The organism is Paraburkholderia sp. RAU6.4a (assembly GCF_050435625.1).
Lineage (GTDB): Bacteria > Pseudomonadota > Gammaproteobacteria > Burkholderiales > Burkholderiaceae > Paraburkholderia > Paraburkholderia tuberum.
The window spans coordinates 1779115-1800147 of the sequence record NZ_JBNDKQ010000002.1 but is presented as its reverse complement, the minus strand read 5'-3'; the positions used below and the strand labels follow the sequence as shown (position 1 = coordinate 1800147).

Sequence of the window (21033 nt, the reverse complement as noted above, 5' to 3'; positions counted from 1 at the left end):
GGTGCCCGCGCGCTTCACACGAACTCGCGTAACCGGTGCTTGAGAATCTTGCCGGTCGATGCGGCCGGCAGCGCCGCGAGCACCTTCAGCTCGGCTGGCCGCTTATACGGCGCGAGCCGCTCGCCGCACCACGCGATCAACTCCGCGGGCGTGACCGTCGCGCCGGAAACCAGTTCGACGAACGCGATCACCTCCTCGTTGCCCTCGACCGCGCGTCCGATCACCGCCGACTGCACGACCTGCGGATGCGCGTTCAGCACGTGCTCGACCTCGGCCGGATACACGTTGAAGCCCGAGCGGATGATCAGCTCCTTGCTGCGCCCGACGATATGCAACGCGCCGTCCGCGGCCTGCCGCGCGAGGTCGCCGGTCTTCAGCCAGCCATCCTCGGTGACGCTCGCGCGGGTCTGCTCGGGGTTGCGGTAATAGCCGAGCATCACGTTCGGCCCGCGCACCCATAGCTCGCCGATCTCGCCCGGCGCGGCGTCGGCGCCGTCGAGCCCGACGAACTTCACTTCGACGCCCGGAATGACTTCGCCGACCGAGCAATCGGCGCGCGGCGCGTCGACCATCGTCTGCGACACGGTCGGGCTGCTTTCGGTCATGCCGTAGCCGTTGTGCAGCGGCAGACCGTACACGGCTTCGACCTGCGCCTTCAGCGCGGCGTCGAGCGGCGAGCCGCCCGAGTACGCGAAGCGCAGTCGCGGCGCGGACCATGCGTGGCCGTGCGTGTGCAGATGTTCGAGCAGCTTCGCGTGCATCGCCGGCACGCCCTGGAAGATCGAGACGTGCTCGGCGGCGAGGGCGAGGCGCACCGCTTCCGGCACGAAGCGCGGCGCGAGCCGCAACGTCGCGCCCGCACGCAGGCTGCCGAGACACACCGACGCGAAGCCGTACACATGCGAGATCGGCAGCACCGCATAGACGACGTCGTCGGGCCCGACCTGGCGCAGCCGGCTCGACACGGCCGCGATGTACAGCAGATTGCGATGCGACAGCATCACGCCTTTCGGCGTGCCGGTGGTGCCGGTCGTGTAGATCAGCGCCGCGCATTGGCGGTCGCTGGCGGCTTCGACAGCTTCGGCTTGCACGCTGCTGTCCACCGCATACGACCATGCGCCGATGTCCGGCGACAGCGTGGGTGCGTGCGTCGCTCGATGCCGCTCGGCATGCTGGCGTGCGTCGGGCGAGCTTTCGAGCGCATACGCGACGACGCGCGGTTGCGCATGCGCGCGGATCGAATCGAGTTCGGCGGCCGACAGTCGGGCGTTCGACACGAGCGCCCACGCATCGAGCTTCGCGGTCGCGAACAGCAGCACGATTTGCGCGATGCTGTTCTCCGCGACGATCATCACGCGATCGCCGCCGCGCACGCCCCAGTCGCGCAGCAGCGCGGCGGCCGCATCGACGGCCTCGCGCAGTTGCGCGTTGGTCAGGCGGCGCGCATCTTCGATCAGCGCGACATGCCGCGGATCGCGTGCGGCGGCGAGCGCCGGAATGTCGCCGATGCGCGCGGGCAGGGCGGCGAGCAGCGCGGGGATATCGATCGTGGAACGGATGGATGAAGCCTGCTTCAACACTGTCTCCTCTTTACCAATTCGTGGCCCTGCGCGCAGTATCTCGCACCACGCCGGCATATTTTCGAACGATCGTGCCACAAGTGTCGAACCCGCACAATTGGCCATCCGGCAAATAGCCGTTGTGCAAACTCGCCATTACAATGCGCCGATGAGCAAATCCAGACATGTGTCGGAAACACCCGCCACGCAGCTGCTGCGCCGTCACGGCGTCACGTTCGGCGAGCATCCTTACGACTACGTCGAGCATGGCGGCACCGCGGAATCGTCGTGCCAGCTCGGCGTCGACGAGCATCACGTCGTGAAGACGCTGGTGATGGAAGACGAGCACGCGAAGCCGTTGATCGTGCTGATGCACGGCGATCGCACCGTCAGCACCAAGAACCTCGCGCGGCAGATCGGCGCGAAGCGCGTCGAGCCGTGCAAGCCCGAGGTCGCGAACCGGCATTCGGGTTATCTGATCGGCGGCACGTCGCCGTTCGGCACGCGCAAGCAGATGCCGGTGTACGTCGAATCGACCATTCTCGAGATGGACAAAATCTGGTTGAACGGCGGGCGGCGCGGCTTTCTCGTCAGCATCGAGCCGAAGGTGCTCACCGATCTGCTCGCGGCAAAGCCGGTGCAATGCGCGAGCGTGGACTGACGCCGATGAGCGGGTTGACGTTTGCCTGAATGTTTTTCGCACGGACGCGTTCGGTAAAATGTGCGCCGCCCTGATTCGGCGGGCATGCCCTGTTGCGGTCGGGGTATCGAATGTCAGACCGCGATCCTTATAAGAGTCCCAGATGCAAAACCTGATCGTCGCTGTCGTTGCCTATCTGATCGGTTCGTTGTCGTTTGCCGTGATCGTGAGCGCCGCGATGGGTCTCGACGACCCGCGCTCGTACGGCTCGGGCAACCCGGGCGCCACCAACGTGCTGCGCAGCGGCAGCAAGAAGGCCGCGATTCTGACGCTGATCGGCGACGCCTTCAAGGGCTGGCTGCCGGTATGGCTGGTCGTGCATTTCGGCGCGCGTTACGGGCTCGACGAGCGCGCGACCGCGATTGCGTCGCTTGCGGTGTTTCTCGGTCACCTGTATCCGATTTTCTTCCGCTTCAAGGGCGGCAAAGGCGTCGCGACCGCCGCGGGCGTGCTGCTCGCGATCAACCCGACGCTTGGCGTCGCGACCTTGCTAACCTGGCTGATCGTCGCGTTCTTTACGCGCTACTCGTCGCTCGCGGCGCTGTGCTCGGCGCTGTTCGCGCCGCTGTTCTACGTGTTTCTGTTCGGGCCGCGCATCGTCGCGCTCGCGGTTCTGGTGATGAGCCTGCTGCTCGTGTGGCGGCATCGCGGCAATATTGCGAAGCTGATGCGGGGGCAGGAGAGCCGTATCGGCGACAAAAAGAAGGCAGCCGGTCCGGCGGCGGGCAACGATCTTTGAAGTGGGCTGAGCGCTTCGCCCGACCCGATGGCCCGATGCGAAGCGCTTCCGGGTCCGCGGGAGGCTCGTTGCAAGCCAGGCGCGCCGTGCCGCTTAGTCGCGGAAGTTGTTGAAGTCGAGCGGGGTGTCGGTCACGTCCTTGCGCAGCATCGCGATCACGCTTTGCAGATCATCGCGCTTCGCACCGGTGATGCGCACCGCGTCGCCCTGAATGCTCGCCTGCACCTTGATCTTGCTGTCCTTCACCAGACGCACGATTTTCTTCGACAGATCGCCCGAGACGCCCTTCTTGATCTTGATGACCTGCTTGACCTTGTCGCCGCCGATCTTCTCGATCTTGCCGTAGTCGAGGAAGCGCACGTCGACGTTGCGCTTGGCCATTTTCGACAGCAGCACGTCCTTCACCTGGCCGAGCTTGAAGTCGTCGTCGGCGTACGCGGTGATTTCGTTTTCCTTGTGTTCGACGCGCGCGTCGGACCCCTTGAAGTCGAAACGCGTCGAAATTTCCTTGTTGGACTGCTCGATCGCGTTCTTGACTTCGATCATGTTCGCTTCGCAGACGACGTCAAACGATGGCATTGCTTTCTCCCAATAGTGCGGCAGTGCGCGACACAGCCGGTCGGCTGAGCGCGAGGCACTCGCTATAATTACGGACCGGACGTCATTTTACCGACGCCGCTCTCTTTTGCCCAAGGCCGCCGCGCGGCGTCGCGACGGCGGGCGATCCCGCGCCGGGCAGCGCCGCTCGTGTCGTCAGGCGCGTCATTGGTTGTTTTTGTCGTTTCCTGTTGCTTCCCGTCGTTGCCCTGTTGCCATTCCGATGTCCCAATCCGCTCTTGCCGCTCCCGCCGTCGCGTCCCTCCTGGCCGGCTATCCGCTGAAGGCCCACAACACCTTCGGCTTCGACGTGCGCGCGCAGTTCGCGTGCCTGATCGAGCGTGAGGAACAGTTGCTCGCCGCGGTGCGCGATCCGCGCGTCGAGGGCCTGCCGCGCCTCGTGCTGGGCGGTGGCAGCAACGTCATGCTGACCGGCGACTTCGCCGGGATCGTGCTGCTGGTGGCGCTGCGCGGGCGCCGCGTGGTGCGCGAGGATCAGGATGCGTGGTATGTCGAGGCGGCCGGCGGCGAGCCGTGGCACGAGTTCGTCGCGTGGACGTTGGCGCAGGGCATGCCCGGCCTCGAGAATCTCGCGCTGATACCTGGCACGGTCGGCGCGGCGCCAATCCAGAACATCGGCGCGTACGGGCTCGAAATGTGCGAACGCTTCGCGTCGCTGCGGGCGATCGAGCTCGTGACCGGCGAGGCCGTCGAACTCGACGGCGATGCGTGCCGGTTCGGCTATCGCGACAGCCTTTTCAAGCGGGAAGGGCGCGAGCGCTTCGTGATTGCGTCGGTGACGTTCCGTTTGCCGAAGGCGTGGCAGCCGCGCGCGGGCTACGCGGATCTCGCGCGCGAGCTGGCGGCGCGCGGTCATGCGGCGAGCGCTGGCCAAGCCGAGGGTGCGGCCACGCAGCCGACCGCGCAAGCCATTTTCGATGCGGTCGTCGCCGTGCGGCGTGCGAAGCTGCCCGATCCGCTCGAACTGGGCAACGCGGGGAGCTTCTTCAAGAATCCGGTAATCGATGCCGCCCAGTTCGAGGCGCTGAAGCGTCGCGAGCCGGAAGTCGTGTCGCATGTGCAAGCGGATGGGCGGGTGAAGCTGGCGGCCGGCTGGCTGATCGACCGATGCGGCTGGAAGGGTCGCGCGATGGGCGCGGCGGCCGTGCATGAGCGACAGGCGCTGGTGCTGGTGAATCGCGGTGGCGCGAGCGGCACGGAAGTGTTGGCGCTGGCACGGGCGATCCAGCACGACGTGTTCGAGCGATTCGGCGTGGAACTGGAGGCGGAGCCAGTTTGCCTGTGAGCGGCAGTTCTCTCTTTTCGCGCTGAGTTGCCCCGCGGAGCGTCGCCGCCGACGAATGCAATAGGCGCCGGGAGTTTCCTCCCGGCGCCTTTTTTGTGCCCGCGGTTCCGGCGCGTGTATGGACCAGCGGCTCGCTCAGTGATTGAGCTTGCCGAGCAGCAGGTATTCCATCAACGCCTTCTGCACGTGCAGACGGTTTTCCGCCTCATCCCACACGACGCTCTGCGCTCCGTCGATCACTTCCGCGCTGACTTCTTCGCCGCGATGCGCGGGCAGGCAGTGCATGAAGAGCGCGTCGGGATTCGCGCGCGCCATCATGTCGGCGTCGACGCACCAGTCTGCGAAGGCCTTCTTGCGCGCTTCGTTCTCGGCCTCGAAGCCCATGCTGGTCCACACGTCGGTGGTGACGAGATCGGCGCCCGTGCAGGCTTCGTTCGGGTCGTCGAATTCCTCGTGGAACGACGCGCTTTGCGCCGCGACGAGCGCGCGGTCGAGCTTGTAGCCGGGCGGCGTGGACAGGCGCAGCCGGAACCCGAGAATCTGCGCGGCTTCGATCCACGTGTACAGCATGTTATTCGCGTCGCCGACCCACGCGACCGTCTTGTCGCGAATTGGACCGCGATGCTCGAAGTACGTGAAGATGTCTGCGAGCACCTGACACGGGTGGTATTCGTTCGTGAGCCCGTTGATCACCGGCACGCGCGAATTCTCGGCGAAGCGCTGGATGATGTCCTGGCCGAACGTGCGGATCATGATGATGTCGACCATGCGCGAGATGACTTGCGCGGCGTCTTCGATCGGCTCGCCGCGGCCGAGCTGCGTGTCGCGCGTGCTCATGAACACGGCGTGGCCGCCCAGCTGGAAGATGCCGGCTTCGAACGACAGGCGCGTGCGTGTCGAATTCTTTTCGAAGATCATCGCCAGCGTGCGGTCATGCAGCGGGTGATAGGTCTCGTAGTTCTTGAATTTGCGTTTCAGGATGCGCGCGCGCTCCAGCACGTACTCGTAGTCTTCCAGCGAGAAGTCCTTGAACTGCAGGTAGTGGCGAATTTTCTTGGCGGTCATGAAACAAATACGGCGGTCTCACCCGGCAGGGTTGCCGGACTGCGCCGCCGTCGGTATGGTGGTAACTCCATGCAGCATAAAGGATTTCGCCTCGTTTGACGAGTCGGCGGGAAGGCGCCGCAAGCGATTCGAAAGCGTCGTACCGGGCTTCGCGGGGTCGTCGGAAGGCGCTTGTGTGCGCTGCGGAAAAGGGCCCGCTGCGCTATAATCTGCGGGTTATCCCAAAGCCCAGCAGGCCGGCGTTTCGCTTGAAGAAACGCGGCTCGCGCGGCGCGGAAAGCCTGTCACGGCGTGGCCGTCATGACAGACGCCAGAGCGGTTCAGCCGGTTCGCCGCAGCGGTTCTCGTGGTGCGGTTCGTCATTGTTGCGTTAGCGCCAGATCCCACGCACGTCGCAGGTGGCTGCAAGCGCTTGCCGTACATGCCGCTTGCGGTGAGTTCGAGCGTACAACTGGCGTCGCCGGTTGGTCGTCATTCCGCTGGGCAGTCACACAGGTATTTCTACATGGCCGAAGCAGCTCCAATCGAATATTTCATTCAGGGCATTACGTCGACCGGAAAAAAATTTCGGCCGAGCGACTGGTCGGAGCGGCTCGCGGGCGTCATGTCGTCGTTCGGGCCCGGCGTGAGGAAGGGGCCGAACGCCTATATGCAGTACTCGCTGTACGTGCGGCCGACCATGATCGGCGACCTCAAATGCGTGATTCTCGATTCGCGGCTGCGCGACATCGAACCAATGGCCTTCGATTTCGTTATGAACTTCGCGAAAGACAACGACCTGCTGGTCACCGAGGCGTGTGAGCTGGAACTCGAGCATGCGCCTGCGCCGCAAGCCAAACGGCACGTCATCTGATGTAAGTCGACCGGATCGGCAAAAGCAGAAAAACAAAAACCCGCAAGCAGCGGGTTTTTTTGTGGCTGGCAATTCAACCGAAACAAAAAAGCCCGCCAAAGCGGGCTTCTTGTGCAGCGGAAACAGGAGGTAGCCCGCCGAAGCGGGCCGACCGGAATTACTGCGCTGCGGGCGCTTGCAGACCCTTGACGGCTGCAGCGAGGCGGCTCTTGTTGCGAGCTGCCTTGTTCTTGTGAACGATGTTCTTGTCGGCGATGATGTCGATGGTCTTCGACGATGCCTTGAAGATTTCGGCGGCCTTAGCGTGATCGCCTGCGTCGATTGCCTTGCGGACAGCCTTGATAGCCGTGCGGAACTTCGAGCGCAGTGCCGAGTTGTGCGAGTTTGCCTTCGCGGCCTGGCGGGCGCGCTTGCGTGCTTGTGCGGAGTTAGCCATGACGGTTCCTTATCCTGTTCCTGTTTCCAGTACCCGGCCTTCAATGATGAGGCGAGGTGCTGCTTCTCGATCCGAACCCTTGGAAGCGATTGCCCAAGGGCGCAAAAGTGTCGAAAAAATCGATCGAACTACGCGAAGGCGGGCTCGTGTTTCAAGGCATCCGGATGTATTGACAGGCGGCGCTGCGCCAACCTGAGAACCGCGTCCGAAGACCATTCGAAAACTGAGCAAGCTTCGAAACCGACGATTATAGCAACAAAATCAGGCACGTGACAACGGAAAACACGTGCCGGCGCCATAATGACCGGAGCGGCGTCATGTCGGCGCGTATGTGCTGGCCCTCCTGCGAGGGCACCGATGGAAGGCGGGGCGCTGCCGGGAAGACCGCAGAAAACACAAAAAATCGCGCTTTCCAGCCGATCGCGGCGAACGTCCGCGTGGCAAATCGGTCCGAATCGCGTTCTGGCTCGTCGCCCGCATTGGCGGGACCCGTATAATAAGCGCCCCATGAATCTATTACGAGCCCTGCTGACGGTCAGCGGCTTCACGCTGCTGTCGCGCGTGACCGGACTGGCCCGTGAAACGCTGATCGCCCGTGCGTTCGGCGCCAGTCAATACACCGACGCTTTCTACGTCGCCTTTCGCATTCCGAACCTGCTGCGTCGCATTTCCGCCGAAGGCGCGTTCTCGCAGGCCTTCGTGCCGATCCTCGCGGAGTTCAAGAACCAGCAAGGCCACGACGCCACCAAGGCGCTCGTCGACGCGACCTCGACCGTGCTCGCGTGGGCGCTCGCCGTGCTGTCAGTGATCGGCGTGGTCGGCGCGTCGGGCGTCGTGTTCGTCGTCGCGTCGGGCCTCGCGCACGAGGGCCACGCGTACCAGCTTGCGGTCGCGATGACGCGCATCATGTTCCCATACATCATTTTCATCTCGCTGACGTCGCTGGCGTCGGGCGTGCTGAACACGTACAAGAACTTTTCGTTGCCCGCGTTCGCGCCCGTGCTGTTGAACGTCGCGTTCATCGTCTCCGCCGTATTCCTCGCGCCGCGCCTGCAAACGCCGGTCTATGCGCTCGCCTGGGCAGTGATCGTCGGCGGCGTGCTGCAATTCGTCGTGCAGCTGCCGGGCCTCAAGAAGATCGACATGGTGCCGCTCATCGGCCTGAACCCGCTGCGCGCGCTCGCGCATCGCGGCGTAAAGCGGGTGCTCGCGAAGATGGTGCCGGCGATGTTCGCGGTGTCGGTCGCGCAGATCAGCCTGATCATCAACACCAACATCGCGTCGCACATCGGCCCCGGCGCGGTGTCGTGGATCAACTACGCCGACCGGCTGATGGAGTTTCCGACCGCGCTGCTCGGCGTCGCGCTGGGCACGATCCTGCTGCCGAGCCTGTCGAAGGCGCACGTCGATGCCGACTCGCATGAGTATTCGTCGCTGCTCGACTGGGGACTGCGCGTCACGTTCCTGCTCGCCGCGCCGAGCGCGATCGCGCTGTTCTTTTTCGCCCAGCCGCTGACAGCGGTGCTGTTCAACTACGGCAAGTTCGACGGCAATGCGGTCGTGATGGTGAGCCGCGCGCTCGCCGCCTACGGAGTCGGCCTGATCGGCCTGATCCTGATCAAGATCCTCGCGCCGGGCTTTTACGCGAAGCAGGACATCAAGACGCCAGTGAAGATCGGCATCGGCGTGCTGGTCGTCACGCAGTTGAGCAACTACGTGTTCGTGCCGGTGTTCGCGCATGCGGGTCTCACGCTGAGCGTCGGGCTCGGCGCTTGCGTCAATGCGTTGCTGCTATTCATTGGTCTGCGCAAACGTGGCATTTATATGCCGTCGAGCGGCTGGCTCAAGTTTTTCGTGCAGTTGCTCGGGGCGTGCCTCGTGCTCGCCGGCGTGATGCGCTGGCTCGCGATCAGCTTCGACTGGATCGGCATGCATACCCAGCCGGTCAGCCGCATGGTGTTGCTCGGTGCGTGTCTCGTGCTGTTCGCCGCGCTGTATTTCGGTATGCTTTGGCTGATGGGCTTCAAGTACGCGTATTTCAGAAGGCGAGTGAAGTGATCACCATGTCGCGGGTTCTCGATTATTTCAGTACGCTCGTCGCCGAAGACGAGAGCCTGCCGCTGACCGAGACGGCACTCTCGATCGCGCAGGATGCCTATCCCGACCTCGATCTGCAGTCGGTGCTCGCCGAGATCGACGAGCTGGTGCTGCGGCTGCGGCGCCGCATGCCCGACGATGCCGACATCCGTCAGAAGGTTGGCATCCTCAACCGTTTCTTTTTCCGCGAACTCGGTTTCGCGAGCAACCTGAACGATTACTACGACCCCGACAACAGCCATCTGAACGTCGTACTCAAACGTCGCCGCGGCATTCCGATTGCGCTCGCGGTGCTCTATCTGGAGATGGCCGAGCAATTCGGCGTTCCGGTGCGTGGGGTGTCGTTTCCAGGCCACTTCCTGCTGCGCGTGACGATGCCCGACGGCGACGTGATGCTCGATCCGACCACCGGTCATTCGCTGTCCGAAGCGCAGATGGTCGAGATGCTCGAGCCGTACGTGGCGTCGGCTGGCGATTCGGTCGGGCGCGCGCTACGCATGCTGCTGCAACCGGCCACGCATCGCGAGATCGTCGCGCGGATGTTGCGCAACCTGAAGGCGATCTATCTGCAGACCGAGCGTTGGCAACGTCTGCTCGCGGTGCAGCAACGGCTCGTCATTCTGCTGCCGGACAATATCGAGGAAGTGCGGGATCGCGGTTTCGCGTATGCGCGGCTCGATTATCTGCGGCCCGCGCTCGAGGACCTCGAAAGCTATCTCGGCGATCGTCCCGATGCGGAAGATGCCACCGTGGTCGAGTCGCAGTTGCATGAATTGCGGCAGCGCACGCGGCATGATGGCGGCGAATAGCGACGCGCGTTTTCACGCTGCATAAAACACAAACGCCTGCACATGTCGCACATGCACAGGCGTTTTTTTATCGCCGTATGCAGGCCTTGGCCTGGCATCGGCGACCAGATCGATCGCTAAGCGATCCTCACTTCGGCTGCATGCGGATCGCGCCGTCCAGCCGGATCACCTCGCCGTTCAGCATCGGATTGTCGAAGATCTGCTTGGCGAGCATCGCGTATTCGGCCGGTTTGCCGAGGCGCGGCGGGAACGGCACCATCGCACCGAGCGCGTCCTGCACTTCCTGCGGCATGCCGAGCAGCATCGGCGTTTCGAAGAGGCCGGGGGCGATCGTCATCACGCGGATCGCGTTGCGCGACAGGTCTCGCGCGATCGGCAGCGTCATACCGACCACGCCAGCCTTCGACGCGGAGTAGGCCGCCTGGCCGATCTGGCCGTCGAACGCGGCGACCGATGCGGTGTTGATGATCACGCCGCGCTCGCCGTTGGCGTTCGGCTCGTTCTTCGACATTTGCACCGCGGCGAGCCGGATCATGTTGAACGTGCCGATCAGATTGATCGAGATCGTGCGCGTGAACAGATCGAGCGAATGGGGCCCATCCTTGCCGACGGTCTTCGCGGCCGGCGCGACGCCCGCGCAGTTGACGAGACCGCGCAGCGTACCGAGCTTCGTCGCGGCTTCGACGGCCTGTTGCGCGTCCTCTTCCCGGCTCACGTCGCATTTGACGAAAGCGCCGCCGAGTTCCTTTGCGAGCGCCTCGCCCGCGTCCAGATTCAGGTCGGCGAGGACGACTTTGCCGCCGTTCTCGACGAGCAGGCGCGCGGTGGCAGCGCCGAGCCCTGATGCGCCGCCGGTGATCAGGAACACGTTGTCACGAATTTCCATGTCTTCTCCTTTACTACGGTTGTTCAGTGCGGCCTCGAGCGAAGCATTTTTCGACGACGATCGATTGTAGCGGCTGTGCTGCGCTGCGGACAAGCGAAGCGGGCGGCGGCATGCAAGCGCTATGGAAACCTAACTGGTTCCGCTGGGCGTTCCCCACCGCTTGCCGCTTTTGGTTTGCGCACCAAGCCAAATAAAAAACCCGCCCAACGTGGGCGGGTTTTGGTCAACGAAAACAGCGGTAATGTTTGGACCAAGCCGGCTTACTTCAGCGCGTCGAACGCGCGGGCGCGAATTTCATCGACGCTGCCGAGGCCCGAAATGCGGCGATATTGGGGCGCCTTCACCGAGCTCGACGTATCGCCGTTCTTCGCCCAGCCGTTGTAGTACTCGATCAGCGGCTTGGTTTGCGATTCGTACACTTCCAGACGCTTCTTGACCGTTTCTTCCTTGTCGTCGTCGCGCTGGATCAGCGGTTCGCCGGTCACATCGTCGATGCCCTCGACCTTCGGCGGATTGAACGTCACGTGATAGGTGCGGCCCGATGCGGGGTGCGAGCGACGGCCGCTCATGCGCACGATGATCTCGTCGAACGGCACGTCGATTTCGAGCACGTAGTCGATCGCGACACCGGCCTGCTTCATTGCTTCGGCTTGCGGAATCGTGCGCGGGAAGCCGTCGAACAGATAGCCGTTCGCGCAGTCCGGCTGCTGCAGACGTTCCTTCACGAGGTTGATGATCAGCTCATCCGTGACGAGCTCGCCGGCGTCCATGAAGCGCTTTGCTTCGAGGCCGAGCGGCGTGCCGGCCTTGACGGCCGCGCGCAGCATGTCGCCGGTCGAAATTTGCGGGATGCCGAACTTTTCCTTGATGAAGTTGGCCTGAGTGCCTTTGCCGGCACCCGGTGCACCCAACAGGATCAAACGCATGGATATCTCCAGATCTATGTGAATTCTTTGTTGACGCGGCATGCTTCCCGGCGATTCTCGCAGGTTCCGCATCGGCTACCGTTGGCTACCTCGCGCTGCACGTCGAATACGACGGCGCTGCAAGATCCGCACGGCGCGACCGGGATAACCCGCGTGTCGCCTGCGCTGGGAGGCGCGCATAACCGTTCGATTATGCCACGGCTTCCCGCGCTCAAGACCCGAATAAGGCCCGTATGCGCGCGAGATCGGCGGGGGTATCGACCCCCGCCAACGGTACGTCTTGCGTGACGAGGACCGCGATGCGCTCGCCATGCCACATCGCGCGCAGTTGTTCGAGCGCTTCGACCTGCTCGATCGGCGAGATCGCGAGGCTCGGGTACGTGCGCAGAAATTTCGCGCGATACGCGTACAGGCCGATGTGCCGGTATACGACGGCGGGCGCGGCCGGCGTCGGCATCGATGCGACGTTGGGCCAGTGCGGTTGCCATGCGTCGCGCGCCCACGGGATCGGCGCGCGCGAGAAATACAGCGCGATGCCGCGCGCATCGGGCACGACCTTGACGACGTTCGGATTGAAAATTTCGGCGGGATCGGTGATCGGATGCGCGGCCGTCGCGATCGCGCAGTCGCTCGTCGTTGCCAGATGCGCGGCGACGCCGCGCACGAGCGCCGGGTCGATCAGCGGCTCGTCGCCCTGCACGTTGACGACGATCGTGTCGTCGCTCCAGCCGAAACGCGTCGCCACTTCCGCGAGACGGTCGGTGCCCGACGGATGGTCGGCGCGCGTGAGTACCGCGTCGAAGCCGTGGTCTCGCGCCGCGTCGAGCACTTCCTGCGCGTCCGACGCGACCAGCACCTGTTGTGCGCCCGATTCGCGCGCGCGCTGCGCGACGCGCACGACCATCGGTTTGCCGCCGATGTCCGCGAGCGGCTTGTTGGGCAGACGCGTCGACGCGAGGCGGGCCGGCACGACGGCGATAAACGGATGAGGGGTGGTGTGGATCATCGGATCAGGAACGGTCGGCGATCAGGCCGGAGGAAGAGGCTGCGCGCGCGACGCTCACGCAGGGTCGGAGATGAGCCGGAGCGGCGAAAACGGCTGCGGATCGATATTGGAGCGCATGCGGGGAGGGGGGCGGTGGCATCGATGAAGCCTGCCTTGACCCGCGCGCGAGCGAGACGTCGCGGCGCCTCGGTGCCGCGACGCGGCGGGTCAGGCGACCGAGCCTGGATTCAGATCGACCGGCGTGCCTTCGACGGTCTGCCTCGCTTCGTCGACGAGCATCACGGGAATGCCGTCGCGGATCGGATAGGCGAGCTTGTCCGCGTTGCAGATCAGTTCCTGCGCGGCGCGGTCGTAGCTGAGCGGGCCCTTGCAGATCGGGCAGACGAGGATTTCAAGCAGGCGAGCGTCCACGGACTTTCTCCACAACTAATGCAGTGAGGCGGTGATCAAGCGCGGCTTCGACCGGGACTACCCAGATGCGCGCGTCGTGCCAGGCCCCCAATTTTACCGCATCCTTTTCCGTAATCAGGATCGCGTCGGCGTCGACGTCGGTGAACGGATTGCGCTCGAACGCGTAGTGGTCGGGCAGCGCGCGCGTCGTGGGCGCGAGGCCGGCCGCGCGCACTGTCGCGAAAAAGCGTTCCGGCGCGCCGATGCCGGCCGCGGCCAGCACGCGTTGACCGGCGAATTGCGCAAGCGGGCGGCGCAGTGCGGGATTGTCGAGATGCCACGCGTCGGCAGGGGCGAGCTGCAGTGCGAACGTGTTCGGCCACGCGGGCAGCGTGCGCGCATACGGATCGTTGATCAGCGTCGCGTCGCGGCGGCGCGACAGCGGCTCGCGCAGCGGCCCGGCCGGTAGCAGGAAACCGTTGCCGCCGAGCCGGTGATCGAACACGACGAGTTCGACATCGCGCGCGAGGCGATAGTGCTGCAAGCCGTCGTCGCTGACGATCACGTCGACGTCGCGATGCGCGGCGCACAACGCCTGCGCGGCGGCGACGCGGTCCGGACAGACCCACACGGGTGCGCCGGTGCGGCGCGCGATCAGCAACGGCTCGTCTCCGCCGACCCGTGCCGACGAACCGGGCGTGACCCGGGTCGGCATGCTCACGCGCGCGCCGTAGCCGCGCGACACGATGCCGGGCGTTAAGCCCGCGGCGCGCAACGCTTCGACGAGCGCGATGACGGTCGGCGTCTTGCCGGTGCCCCCGACCGTCACGTTGCCGACCACCACCACCGGCACGCCGACGCGCACCGATTTCAGCCAGCCGAGCGAAAACACGGCGCGGCGCGCGGCCGCGACTGCGCCGAACACGCAGGCGAGCGGCGTCAGCGCCCAGGCGAGCGGTCCACGTTGCTGCCATTCGCGCGAGAGGCGCGCTCCGAGACGGTCGCTGAGTTCGCTCATGGGCGGGTTGCGAGCACGGACTGCGCGCCGTGCGCACTACGCGGGGTCAACATCAACGCGGTTCTCCGGGCAATCGAATGTGAATACGGGTCGAAAAATGAGGTGCGAGCGGCGCGGCGAAAGGGCCCGCGGCCAGTGGCCTCGGGCCGGGCAAGCTCTCCGCCGCGCTGCGCGATCGACATGCCGTCGAACCCGGCACTGTAGCGCGCGGGCGTCCCGCCCGGCAAGTCGCGTAAGGTCCAACGCACGCCGCTCCACGCTATGTGCGGTTGCTCACAGTCTGTGGATAACTTTGTGGAGAACCTGCCGTCCGATCGTCCCGAAGGGCCATTCCGTGCGCTTTGGATCGTAGTACTCGCTCGCTATCGAGATGCAAACGCCATATAAATCAAGGCTCTGCCAGGAATTTATTGACGTTGGCGGGCGTTCTGGCGGAATTCGTCAGGCGGTTCCCGCCATGTGGACACTTTTAACAATCCTGCGATTCCGGCTGGACGCCGCTCTTCGCTCGGTCTATCGTCTGTCCGGCCAGCGCTATTTATTCCTTGCATGAACCCCGAAAATCCTTTTGCTTCTGCGGCCACACCTGGCGGTGAGGTCGTCGTTCCCGTCTCCGCGCTCAATCGCGCCATCGGCACGATGCTCGAACGCTCGTTTCCACTCGTTTGGGTCGCGGGTGAAGTGTCGAACTTCACGCGCGCCGCGAGCGGCCATTGGTACTTCTCGATCAAGGACGCGCAGGCGCAGATGCGCTGCGTGATGTTCCGCGGTCGAGCTCAGTACGCCGAATTCATGCCGCGCGAAGGCGATCGCATCGAAGTGCGCGCCCTCGTCACGATGTACGAGCCGCGCGGCGAACTGCAGCTTAATGTCGAAGCGGTGCGCCGCACCGGCCAGGGGCGTTTGTACGAAGCGTTTCTGCGGTTGAAGGCGCAACTCGAGGCCGAGGGGCTGTTCGCCGCCGAGCGCAAGCGCGCGCTGCCGACGCATCCGCGCGCGATCGGTATCGTCACGTCGTTGCAGGCGGCCGCATTGCGCGATGTGCTGACGACGCTGTCGCGTCGCGCACCGCATATTCCGGTGATCGTTTATCCGGCGCCGGTGCAGGGCGCGGGCGTCAGCGCGAAGCTCGCGGCGATGATCGAGGCGGCTGGCGCGCGCCGCGAGGTCGACGTGCTGATCGTGTGTCGCGGCGGCGGCTCGATCGAAGATCTGTGGGCGTTCAACGAAGAAGTGCTCGCGCGCGCGATTGCGGAAAGCGTCATACCCGTGGTGAGCGGCGTCGGTCACGAGACCGATTTCACGATTGCCGATTTCGCCGCCGACGTACGTGCACCGACGCCGACCGGTGCCGCCGAACTCGTCAGTCCACAGCGCGTCATGCTGCTGCGCGAACTCGATCATCGGCACGCGACGCTCGCGCGCGCGTTCGGCCGCATGATGGAGCGGCGCGCGCAGCAGCTCGACTGGCTGGCGCGCCGGCTCGTGTCGCCCGCCGAGCGGCTCGCTCGGCAGCGCACGCATCTGCAGCAGTTGCGCGTTCGGCTCGCGTCGGCGGGCGCGCGGCCCGTGCGCGACGCTCGTGCGCGATTTTCGCTGCTGCAGATGCGCTGGCAACGCTGGCGTCCGGATCTCGCGGCCGAGCGCACGCGCGTCAACGTGTTGGCGCAGCGTCTGAATGCGGCGCTATCGCGCCGGCATGAACGACAGGTCGCGCGCATCGACATGCTCAGCGCGCGACTCGAAGTGCTGAGTCCACAGCGCACGCTCGAGCGCGGTTATGCGGCCGTGCTCGATGCGCAAAGCGGTCGGGCGATTCGCACGCCGTCGTCGCTGAAACCTGGACGTAGTCTGACGATGCATCTCGCCGAAGGCTCGGCCGATGTCGCGCTCGCCGACGTGCAGGCGCGTCTGACCGACGGTTTCTGACGTTTCGCCGGTGGGCGCGTGACGCCTGTTTACGGTCTTCCGACGAGCCGGGCACGCGCCATGCGCGCGCTTCTCATGGGCCTTGCGCACGGCGTGTTCGACATGCCGGACATAAAGGCCGTTGGTTTGCGGGGTTATTCCAACTCGCCTACAATCGAGTGCTCGATAGCGTCATCCGCAGACTCCCCACAACAGATACAGAGAAGGAAAGCACCATGGAACATACGCTCCCGCCGCTGCCGTTTGCGAAAAACGCGCTCGCTCCGCACATGTCGGAAGAGACGCTCGAGTTTCACTATGGCAAGCATCACCAGACCTATGTGACCAACCTGAACAATCTGATCAAGGGCACCGAGTTCGAGAACCTGTCGCTGGAAGAGATCGTCAAGAAGTCGTCGGGCGGTATCTTCAACAATTCGGCTCAGGTGTGGAATCACACGTTCTTCTGGAACAGCCTGTCGCCGCAAGGTGGCGGCGCACCGACCGGCGCGCTGGCTGACGCCATCAACGCGAAGTGGGGTTCGTTCGACAAGTTCAAGGAAGAGTTTGCGAAGACCGCGGTCGGCACGTTCGGCTCGGGCTGGGCATGGCTCGTGAAGAAGGCTGATGGTTCGCTCGACCTCGTGTCGACGAGCAACGCCGCCACGCCGCTCACCACCGACGCGAAGGCTCTGCTGACGATCGACGTGTGGGAGCACGCTTACTACATCGACTATCGCAATGCGCGTCCGAAGTTCGTCGAGGCGTACTGGAACATCGTCAACTGGGACTTCGCAGCGAAAAACTTCGCTTGAGATTGCCGGTTGCGGCTCGCCGTCTGATGTCGTGATCTTTGCGGTCGCGATTGAAGATGGTAGCCAGAGACGAAAGCCCTCCATCGCGAGGGCTTTTTCTTTCTGGAGGCGATTGGAAGGGGAGGGATTGGTATTGCTTACCACCGAGGGATGCCCTTCTTACGCGCTCCTGAAAGAAGTTTGTCACAGTTGGTAACTGCGGTTTGGCGGGGCCCGGCGCTAAGTGAAATTGCCCTGCGGCTAATCGTCGGGACCAGAATTCGTGGACATCTGTCGATGCCGATGAGCCCGGTCCCCGCTCGTCGACTTCGCCGAACTGGCGGGGGCGGGCGCTGGCGGCGGATGGTTCATGTACTGGAAGTTCTGCGCGGTCGCGGCGCTCGGGAAGGTCGTCACGCCCAGTTGCTGGAGTACGACGTTCGGCGCGGCCGGCGTCGTGTCAATCGATTGCCAGCTCATCTACAAGCATTACTTGATATAACGTACCAATCGCCGCAGTGACTCGCAGCAAGGTCGAGGCCAGCCAGCCGGGCAAAAAACTTTCTGTAACTGAGCCGTAACCACGGAATTTCGCGATTAGCCTAACGTTTGAATTCCAAACCTCCGAAGTGCACCACCATGATTCCCAGCAATAAAACGATCAGCCTGGCGATTCCCGCCACCGTCATCGCGCTCGCGTTAGGCGGTTGCGCAGTGGCGCCACCGAGCGGCCCGAGCATAGCCGCGATGCCGCGCAGCGGCGAGCCGCTCAGCCAGTTCCAGCAGAACGACTACGCCTGCCGCGACTACGCGAATCAATCGACGAATCCGTCCGGCGCTGCGCAGGCGGCCACCACGAACAGCGTGAACAGCGCGGCGCTCGGCACGCTCGGCGGCGCAGCGATCGGCGCGCTGTTCGGCGCCGCGGCGGGCAACGCCGGCGCGGGCGCGGCGATCGGCGCCGGCAGCGGTCTGCTGATCGGGGGCGCGAACGGCGCGAATGGCGCCCAGTATTCGGCGGCCGGCATGCAGGCGCGCTACGACACCGCCTACGCCCAGTGCATGACCTCGAAGGGTGAGACGATCGTTCAGCCGCAGCCTTACTATTCGACGCAGCCGGTGTACGTCGCGCCCCGTCCTTATTACGCGCCGCCTCCGCCCGTCATGTACGCGCCTTATCCGGCTTACTGAGCGGTGATAGCTGAGATCGGCCGGCTTGCTTGTCTTGCATTGTCGGCCGGTACTGCATTTGAAGTCCGAAGGACGGTTGGGCGGTAGCTTTTAGCGACGATCGTCGAATCCGTGCCGCTCCTTATTCCGCGCTGTCGGTCGATGCCGCTTTGCGCGGGCGACGGCTCCGGGACGCCGTTTTACGGGCTGCTGCCTTCCTGGCGGCCTCAGACCCTTCTTCCGAGTTGATTGCTGGAGCAGGGGGCGCGGCCGGCGCTGCGATCTCAGGTACTTCCTCGATCGTGCCTGGCGTGCTTTTCTTCACTTTCTTCGCGGCCGTTTTGCGCGATGCGCGCTTTTTGGCGCTTTGACGCAGCGCGGGTTGGTCGCTGTCGGTGGAATGGTCGGTTCCTTGGCCGAATACGACTTGTTCAGCGGCTGTATCCGCTTTCCCTGTTACAGCGCGAGCTTTGGACTCTTCAGTTATCGGTTCAGTGACGAACTCATGTGGGAGCGGCGCGTGTTCACGCGGTTCCTGCCGCTCGACCTCTTCGGCGGGTTCCGCGTGTTCGGTGAGAGCCGGAGCGGTAGCCGCATGCTCTTCATCAGCCGTTTCGTGGTGACCGCGCTTGCCGTGCGCGGCCTCCTGCTGACCCCGCCCCAGCTTGCGGTTGTTGCGCTCCTTGCGCCGCGACTTGTGCTTGCCGCCCGACTCGGACGCGGCCGCTTGCGCAGCCTGCGCTTCATACGAATGTTCGGCCGCCTGTTCGGCCGATACCGCTTCAGCCGACCCCGTTTCGGCAGACTCCGCCGCGGTTTCGCCGATGGTTTCACTTGCCGCTTCACTCGCAACGTTCACGGCTGTGCTTCGATAGACGTACGCGCCTGACTTTTCATCGCGGCCGAATTCGAGCAGCCCGCGCGCCTGCGCTTCTTCCAGCAGATTGCCGAAAGCGCGAAACCCGTAATACGTCTCGTTGAAATCCGGTTTGCGCCGTTTGATCGCGTTCTTCAGCACGGACGCCCAGATCTTGCCGCTGTCGCCACGTTCGGAAGCGAGCGCGTCGAATGTCTGCACCGCAATTTCAACGGCCTTGCTGCGGCGCTTCTCCAGATCTTCCTTGGGCGGAGCCTTCTCTTCATCAGGCGCACGTTTGGCTGCCTGCTGGGTGTTCTGCTGCTGACGCGACGATTCGGGCCTTGCGACTGCGCGCTGACTTTCGCGTACAAGATCGTCGTAAAAGAAGAACTCGTCGCAATTCGCAATCAGCAGATCCGAGGTGGACTGTTGCACACCGACGCCGATCACCTGTTTGGCGTTCTCGCGCAGCTTCGACACGAGCGGCGAGAAATCCGAATCACCACTGATGATGACGAACGTATTGACGTGCGATTTCGTGTAACAAAGATCGAGCGCATCGACGACGAGCCGGATGTCGGCGGAATTCTTGCCCGATTGGCGCACGTGTGGAATTTCGATCAACTCGAAATTGGCCTCGTGCATCGCGCCTTTGAAGCTCTTGTAACGATCCCAGTCGCAATACGCTTTCTTGACGACGATGCTGCCCTTCAGCAGCAGGCGCTCGAGCACCAGCTTGATGTCGAACTTGTCGTACTTCGCGTCGCGCACGCCAAGCGCGACATTCTCGAAGTCGCAGAACAGCGCCATGCTGACGTTTTCGTTGGATGACGCCATGTGTATCTCCATTGAAGCGGTCGTCGAAGTCGACGAATCGCGACATGATAGCGATTCCAGCGAAGGTGAGCAGCTTTTGTGGTGCGCTCGCACCGATCGGTAGGTGGGAATTTGCAGCCAGCGGTCCAACCGGTGGTTCAGCGGGCGGCTCGATGTCAGTTCCGTTACAGGGTGTCGCGACGGCCTGCGTTGTTCCATGTCGCGCGAGCTTCCAGCACGTCGTCGATCAATCCGTATTCCCTCGCTTCGAGCGCCGACATGAAGTTGTCGCGGTCGGTATCGCGCGCGATTTCTTCGATGCTGCGTCCGGTGCGCTCGGCCATCATCGCATTGAGACGCGCTCGTACATACAGCACCTCCTTGGCCTGGATTTCGATGTCCGCCGCGGTGCCCTGACCGCCGCCCGACGGCTGGTGAATCATGATGCGCGCATTGGGTAGCGCATACCGTTTGCCGCGTTGGCCCGCGGTGAGCAGAAAGGTGCCCATGCTCGCGGCAAAACCCGTGCACAAGGTCGAGACCTCCGGCTTGATGAACTGCATGGTGTCGTAAATCGCGAGGCCGTCATACACGGAGCCGCCGGGCGAGTTGATGTAAAAAGAAATATCCTTGTCGGGGTTCTCCGATTCGAGAAACAGCAATTGCGCGACGATCAGACTGGCTGACTGCTCGTTCACGGGCCCGACAAGAAAGACGATGCGCTCGCGCAGCAGGCGGGAGTAGATGTCATAGGCACGTTCGCCCCGGCCGGATTGTTCGATCACCGTGGGCACAAGGCCGAGGCCGGAGACAGACGGGTAACTGGAAGGCATGGATTCCTCGTTCAGGATGGATGGCGCGGGCATTCCGGGATGCGCAGGCCGCCGCGGATCAGAAGCCGCGTGACATGCGCCGGTTGTTGCTCATTTGACGAAGCTGCCGCTGGCGTTGTGACAGGTTGTGACAGCGAATTTTTTTGCGCCGCGCTGTCACATCACCGGTTGCCCATGCGTCAAGCTCAGGAATACCGAGCATGACGCGCGCCTGAGCCATGCCACCGGTATGCAGCCGCTTTTTCACCACGCACCATCGGGAGGTC

General features: G+C 63.9%; 22 protein-coding genes. 9 read left to right on the top strand and 13 right to left on the bottom strand.

The features are described from left to right. Nucleotides 1-14: 14 nt before the first annotated feature. Entirely contained in the window at nucleotides 15-1577 is a 1563-nt protein-coding gene (locus OKW40_RS13035) for a class I adenylate-forming enzyme family protein (protein WP_429490072.1), read from the bottom strand. A gap of 151 nt (nucleotides 1578-1728) precedes the next feature. On the opposite strand from OKW40_RS13035, the gene ybaK reads away from it, so the two are divergent. Together ybaK and plsY are read left to right on the top strand one after the other, a co-directional pair. Continuing rightward, nucleotides 1729-2220: a Cys-tRNA(Pro) deacylase gene (ybaK, locus tag OKW40_RS13030; protein ID WP_090801630.1), complete on the top strand. Its 492-nt coding sequence runs from the start codon at nucleotides 1729-1731 to the stop codon at nucleotides 2218-2220. 142 nt (nucleotides 2221-2362) lie between these two features. Further along, nucleotides 2363-2998 (top strand): glycerol-3-phosphate 1-O-acyltransferase PlsY, encoded by a 636-nt coding sequence (gene plsY / locus OKW40_RS13025; RefSeq protein WP_429490070.1) that lies wholly within the window; start codon nucleotides 2363-2365, stop codon nucleotides 2996-2998. 93 nt (nucleotides 2999-3091) lie between these two features. Here plsY and OKW40_RS13020 read toward each other — a convergent pair whose 3' ends face one another. Continuing rightward, a complete protein-coding gene (locus tag OKW40_RS13020) occupies nucleotides 3092-3577 on the bottom strand; it encodes a YajQ family cyclic di-GMP-binding protein (RefSeq protein WP_018421633.1) in 486 nt (161 codons plus the stop codon). A 241-nt stretch (nucleotides 3578-3818) separates the two neighbouring features. Here OKW40_RS13020 and murB point away from each other — a divergent pair, with 241 nt between their 5' ends. Further along, on the top strand, nucleotides 3819-4901 hold the full coding sequence (murB, locus tag OKW40_RS13015; RefSeq protein ID WP_429490068.1) for a UDP-N-acetylmuramate dehydrogenase: 1083 nt from the start codon (nucleotides 3819-3821) through the stop codon (nucleotides 4899-4901). A 135-nt stretch (nucleotides 4902-5036) separates the two neighbouring features. Here the strand turns inward: murB and argF are convergent, their stop codons facing one another. After that, nucleotides 5037-5966, bottom strand: a complete 930-nt coding sequence (gene argF, locus OKW40_RS13010; protein ID WP_429490067.1) for an ornithine carbamoyltransferase — start codon at nucleotides 5964-5966, stop codon at nucleotides 5037-5039. Between the two features lie 505 nt (nucleotides 5967-6471). Between argF and OKW40_RS13005 the strand changes: the two genes are divergently transcribed. Beyond that, nucleotides 6472-6819, top strand: a complete 348-nt coding sequence (locus OKW40_RS13005; protein ID WP_008923011.1) for a DUF3579 domain-containing protein — start codon at nucleotides 6472-6474, stop codon at nucleotides 6817-6819. 157 nt (nucleotides 6820-6976) lie between these two features. On the opposite strand, the gene rpsT is transcribed toward OKW40_RS13005, so the two are convergent. After that, complete coding sequence (rpsT, locus tag OKW40_RS13000) at nucleotides 6977-7255, bottom strand: 30S ribosomal protein S20 (protein WP_027198671.1); 279 nt, start codon at nucleotides 7253-7255, stop codon at nucleotides 6977-6979. A gap of 507 nt (nucleotides 7256-7762) precedes the next feature. On the opposite strand from rpsT, the gene murJ reads away from it, so the two are divergent. Both murJ and OKW40_RS12990 read left to right on the top strand, forming a co-directional pair. Further along, the gene (gene murJ, locus OKW40_RS12995) at nucleotides 7763-9313 is read left to right on the top strand and encodes a murein biosynthesis integral membrane protein MurJ (protein ID WP_184023068.1); all 1551 of its coding nucleotides are present in this window, start codon (nucleotides 7763-7765) and stop codon (nucleotides 9311-9313) included. 5 nt (nucleotides 9314-9318) lie between these two features. After that, nucleotides 9319-10161, top strand: a complete 843-nt coding sequence (locus OKW40_RS12990) for a SirB1 family protein (protein WP_429491967.1) — start codon at nucleotides 9319-9321, stop codon at nucleotides 10159-10161. 127 nt (nucleotides 10162-10288) lie between these two features. Here the strand turns inward: OKW40_RS12990 and OKW40_RS12985 are convergent, their stop codons facing one another. The 5 genes from OKW40_RS12985 to lpxK all read right to left on the bottom strand — a co-directional run bounded on the left by OKW40_RS12985 (nucleotide 10289) and on the right by lpxK (nucleotide 14387). Beyond that, nucleotides 10289-11047 (bottom strand): 3-hydroxyacyl-CoA dehydrogenase, encoded by a 759-nt coding sequence (locus tag OKW40_RS12985; protein ID WP_090805443.1) that lies wholly within the window; start codon nucleotides 11045-11047, stop codon nucleotides 10289-10291. A gap of 260 nt (nucleotides 11048-11307) precedes the next feature. Further along, nucleotides 11308-11973 carry an adenylate kinase gene (adk, locus tag OKW40_RS12980; RefSeq protein ID WP_090801619.1) on the bottom strand — a complete coding sequence of 222 codons (666 nt, stop codon included), beginning with the start codon at nucleotides 11971-11973 and terminating at the stop codon, nucleotides 11308-11310. Nucleotides 11974-12184: 211 nt separating this feature from the next. Beyond that, complete coding sequence (kdsB, locus tag OKW40_RS12975; RefSeq protein ID WP_429490065.1) at nucleotides 12185-12979, bottom strand: 3-deoxy-manno-octulosonate cytidylyltransferase; 795 nt, start codon at nucleotides 12977-12979, stop codon at nucleotides 12185-12187. A gap of 207 nt (nucleotides 12980-13186) precedes the next feature. After that, nucleotides 13187-13390, bottom strand: a complete 204-nt coding sequence (locus tag OKW40_RS12970; RefSeq protein ID WP_007180583.1) for a Trm112 family protein — start codon at nucleotides 13388-13390, stop codon at nucleotides 13187-13189. Further along, on the bottom strand, nucleotides 13371-14387 hold the full coding sequence (gene lpxK, locus OKW40_RS12965; protein ID WP_429490063.1) for a tetraacyldisaccharide 4'-kinase: 1017 nt from the start codon (nucleotides 14385-14387) through the stop codon (nucleotides 13371-13373). Before lpxK ends, OKW40_RS12970 begins: the two co-directional genes overlap by 20 nt. Nucleotides 14388-14936: 549 nt before the next feature. Between lpxK and xseA the strand changes: the two genes are divergently transcribed. Together xseA and sodB are read left to right on the top strand one after the other, a co-directional pair. After that, nucleotides 14937-16316, top strand: a complete 1380-nt coding sequence (xseA, locus tag OKW40_RS12960; RefSeq protein WP_429490061.1) for an exodeoxyribonuclease VII large subunit — start codon at nucleotides 14937-14939, stop codon at nucleotides 16314-16316. 215 nt (nucleotides 16317-16531) lie between these two features. Further along, nucleotides 16532-17110, top strand: coding sequence for a superoxide dismutase [Fe] (gene sodB, locus OKW40_RS12955; protein ID WP_013090345.1), 579 nt, complete (start codon nucleotides 16532-16534; stop codon nucleotides 17108-17110). Between the two features lie 240 nt (nucleotides 17111-17350). On the opposite strand, the gene OKW40_RS12950 is transcribed toward sodB, so the two are convergent. Beyond that, nucleotides 17351-17569: a hypothetical protein gene (locus OKW40_RS12950; protein ID WP_429490059.1), complete on the bottom strand. Its 219-nt coding sequence runs from the start codon at nucleotides 17567-17569 to the stop codon at nucleotides 17351-17353. A gap of 159 nt (nucleotides 17570-17728) precedes the next feature. Here OKW40_RS12950 and OKW40_RS12945 point away from each other — a divergent pair, with 159 nt between their 5' ends. Next, nucleotides 17729-18280: a glycine zipper family protein gene (locus OKW40_RS12945; RefSeq protein WP_184058218.1), complete on the top strand. Its 552-nt coding sequence runs from the start codon at nucleotides 17729-17731 to the stop codon at nucleotides 18278-18280. A gap of 121 nt (nucleotides 18281-18401) precedes the next feature. Here the strand turns inward: OKW40_RS12945 and OKW40_RS12940 are convergent, their stop codons facing one another. From OKW40_RS12940 to OKW40_RS12930, 3 genes are all read right to left on the bottom strand, one after another. After that, entirely contained in the window at nucleotides 18402-19955 is a 1554-nt protein-coding gene (locus OKW40_RS12940; protein ID WP_184058217.1) for an NYN domain-containing protein, read from the bottom strand. Between the two features lie 164 nt (nucleotides 19956-20119). Beyond that, nucleotides 20120-20767: an ATP-dependent Clp endopeptidase proteolytic subunit ClpP gene (clpP, locus tag OKW40_RS12935; protein WP_018421618.1), complete on the bottom strand. Its 648-nt coding sequence runs from the start codon at nucleotides 20765-20767 to the stop codon at nucleotides 20120-20122. A 58-nt stretch (nucleotides 20768-20825) separates the two neighbouring features. Next, on the bottom strand, nucleotides 20826-21014 hold the full coding sequence (locus OKW40_RS12930; protein ID WP_429490057.1) for a hypothetical protein: 189 nt from the start codon (nucleotides 21012-21014) through the stop codon (nucleotides 20826-20828). Nucleotides 21015-21033 lie beyond the last annotated feature (19 nt).

Excerpts from the sequence above, each read along its gene's own strand:
- OKW40_RS12990 (WP_429491967.1), top strand. The coding sequence starts at position 9,319 with ATGTCGCGGGTTCTCGATTATTTCAGTACGCTCGTCGCCGAAGACGAG.
- OKW40_RS12985 (WP_090805443.1), bottom strand. The coding sequence starts at position 11,047 with ATGGAAATTCGTGACAACGTGTTCCTGATCACCGGCGGCGCATCAGGG.
- OKW40_RS12950 (WP_429490059.1), bottom strand. The coding sequence starts at position 17,569 with ATGAGCTGGCAATCGATTGACACGACGCCGGCCGCGCCGAACGTCGTA.
- plsY (WP_429490070.1), top strand. The coding sequence starts at position 2,363 with ATGCAAAACCTGATCGTCGCTGTCGTTGCCTATCTGATCGGTTCGTTG.
- OKW40_RS13020 (WP_018421633.1), bottom strand. The coding sequence starts at position 3,577 with ATGCCATCGTTTGACGTCGTCTGCGAAGCGAACATGATCGAAGTCAAG.
- ybaK (WP_090801630.1), top strand. The coding sequence starts at position 1,729 with ATGAGCAAATCCAGACATGTGTCGGAAACACCCGCCACGCAGCTGCTG.
- xseA (WP_429490061.1), top strand. The coding sequence starts at position 14,937 with ATGAACCCCGAAAATCCTTTTGCTTCTGCGGCCACACCTGGCGGTGAG.
- OKW40_RS12945 (WP_184058218.1), top strand. The coding sequence starts at position 17,729 with ATGATTCCCAGCAATAAAACGATCAGCCTGGCGATTCCCGCCACCGTC.
- rpsT (WP_027198671.1), bottom strand. The coding sequence starts at position 7,255 with ATGGCTAACTCCGCACAAGCACGCAAGCGCGCCCGCCAGGCCGCGAAG.
- murJ (WP_184023068.1), top strand. The coding sequence starts at position 7,763 with ATGAATCTATTACGAGCCCTGCTGACGGTCAGCGGCTTCACGCTGCTG.
- adk (WP_090801619.1), bottom strand. The coding sequence starts at position 11,973 with ATGCGTTTGATCCTGTTGGGTGCACCGGGTGCCGGCAAAGGCACTCAG.
- sodB (WP_013090345.1), top strand. The coding sequence starts at position 16,532 with ATGGAACATACGCTCCCGCCGCTGCCGTTTGCGAAAAACGCGCTCGCT.
- clpP (WP_018421618.1), bottom strand. The coding sequence starts at position 20,767 with ATGCCTTCCAGTTACCCGTCTGTCTCCGGCCTCGGCCTTGTGCCCACG.
- lpxK (WP_429490063.1), bottom strand. The coding sequence starts at position 14,387 with ATGAGCGAACTCAGCGACCGTCTCGGAGCGCGCCTCTCGCGCGAATGG.
- argF (WP_429490067.1), bottom strand. The coding sequence starts at position 5,966 with ATGACCGCCAAGAAAATTCGCCACTACCTGCAGTTCAAGGACTTCTCG.
- murB (WP_429490068.1), top strand. The coding sequence starts at position 3,819 with ATGTCCCAATCCGCTCTTGCCGCTCCCGCCGTCGCGTCCCTCCTGGCC.
- OKW40_RS12940 (WP_184058217.1), bottom strand. The coding sequence starts at position 19,955 with ATGGCGTCATCCAACGAAAACGTCAGCATGGCGCTGTTCTGCGACTTC.
- kdsB (WP_429490065.1), bottom strand. The coding sequence starts at position 12,979 with ATGATCCACACCACCCCTCATCCGTTTATCGCCGTCGTGCCGGCCCGC.
- OKW40_RS13005 (WP_008923011.1), top strand. The coding sequence starts at position 6,472 with ATGGCCGAAGCAGCTCCAATCGAATATTTCATTCAGGGCATTACGTCG.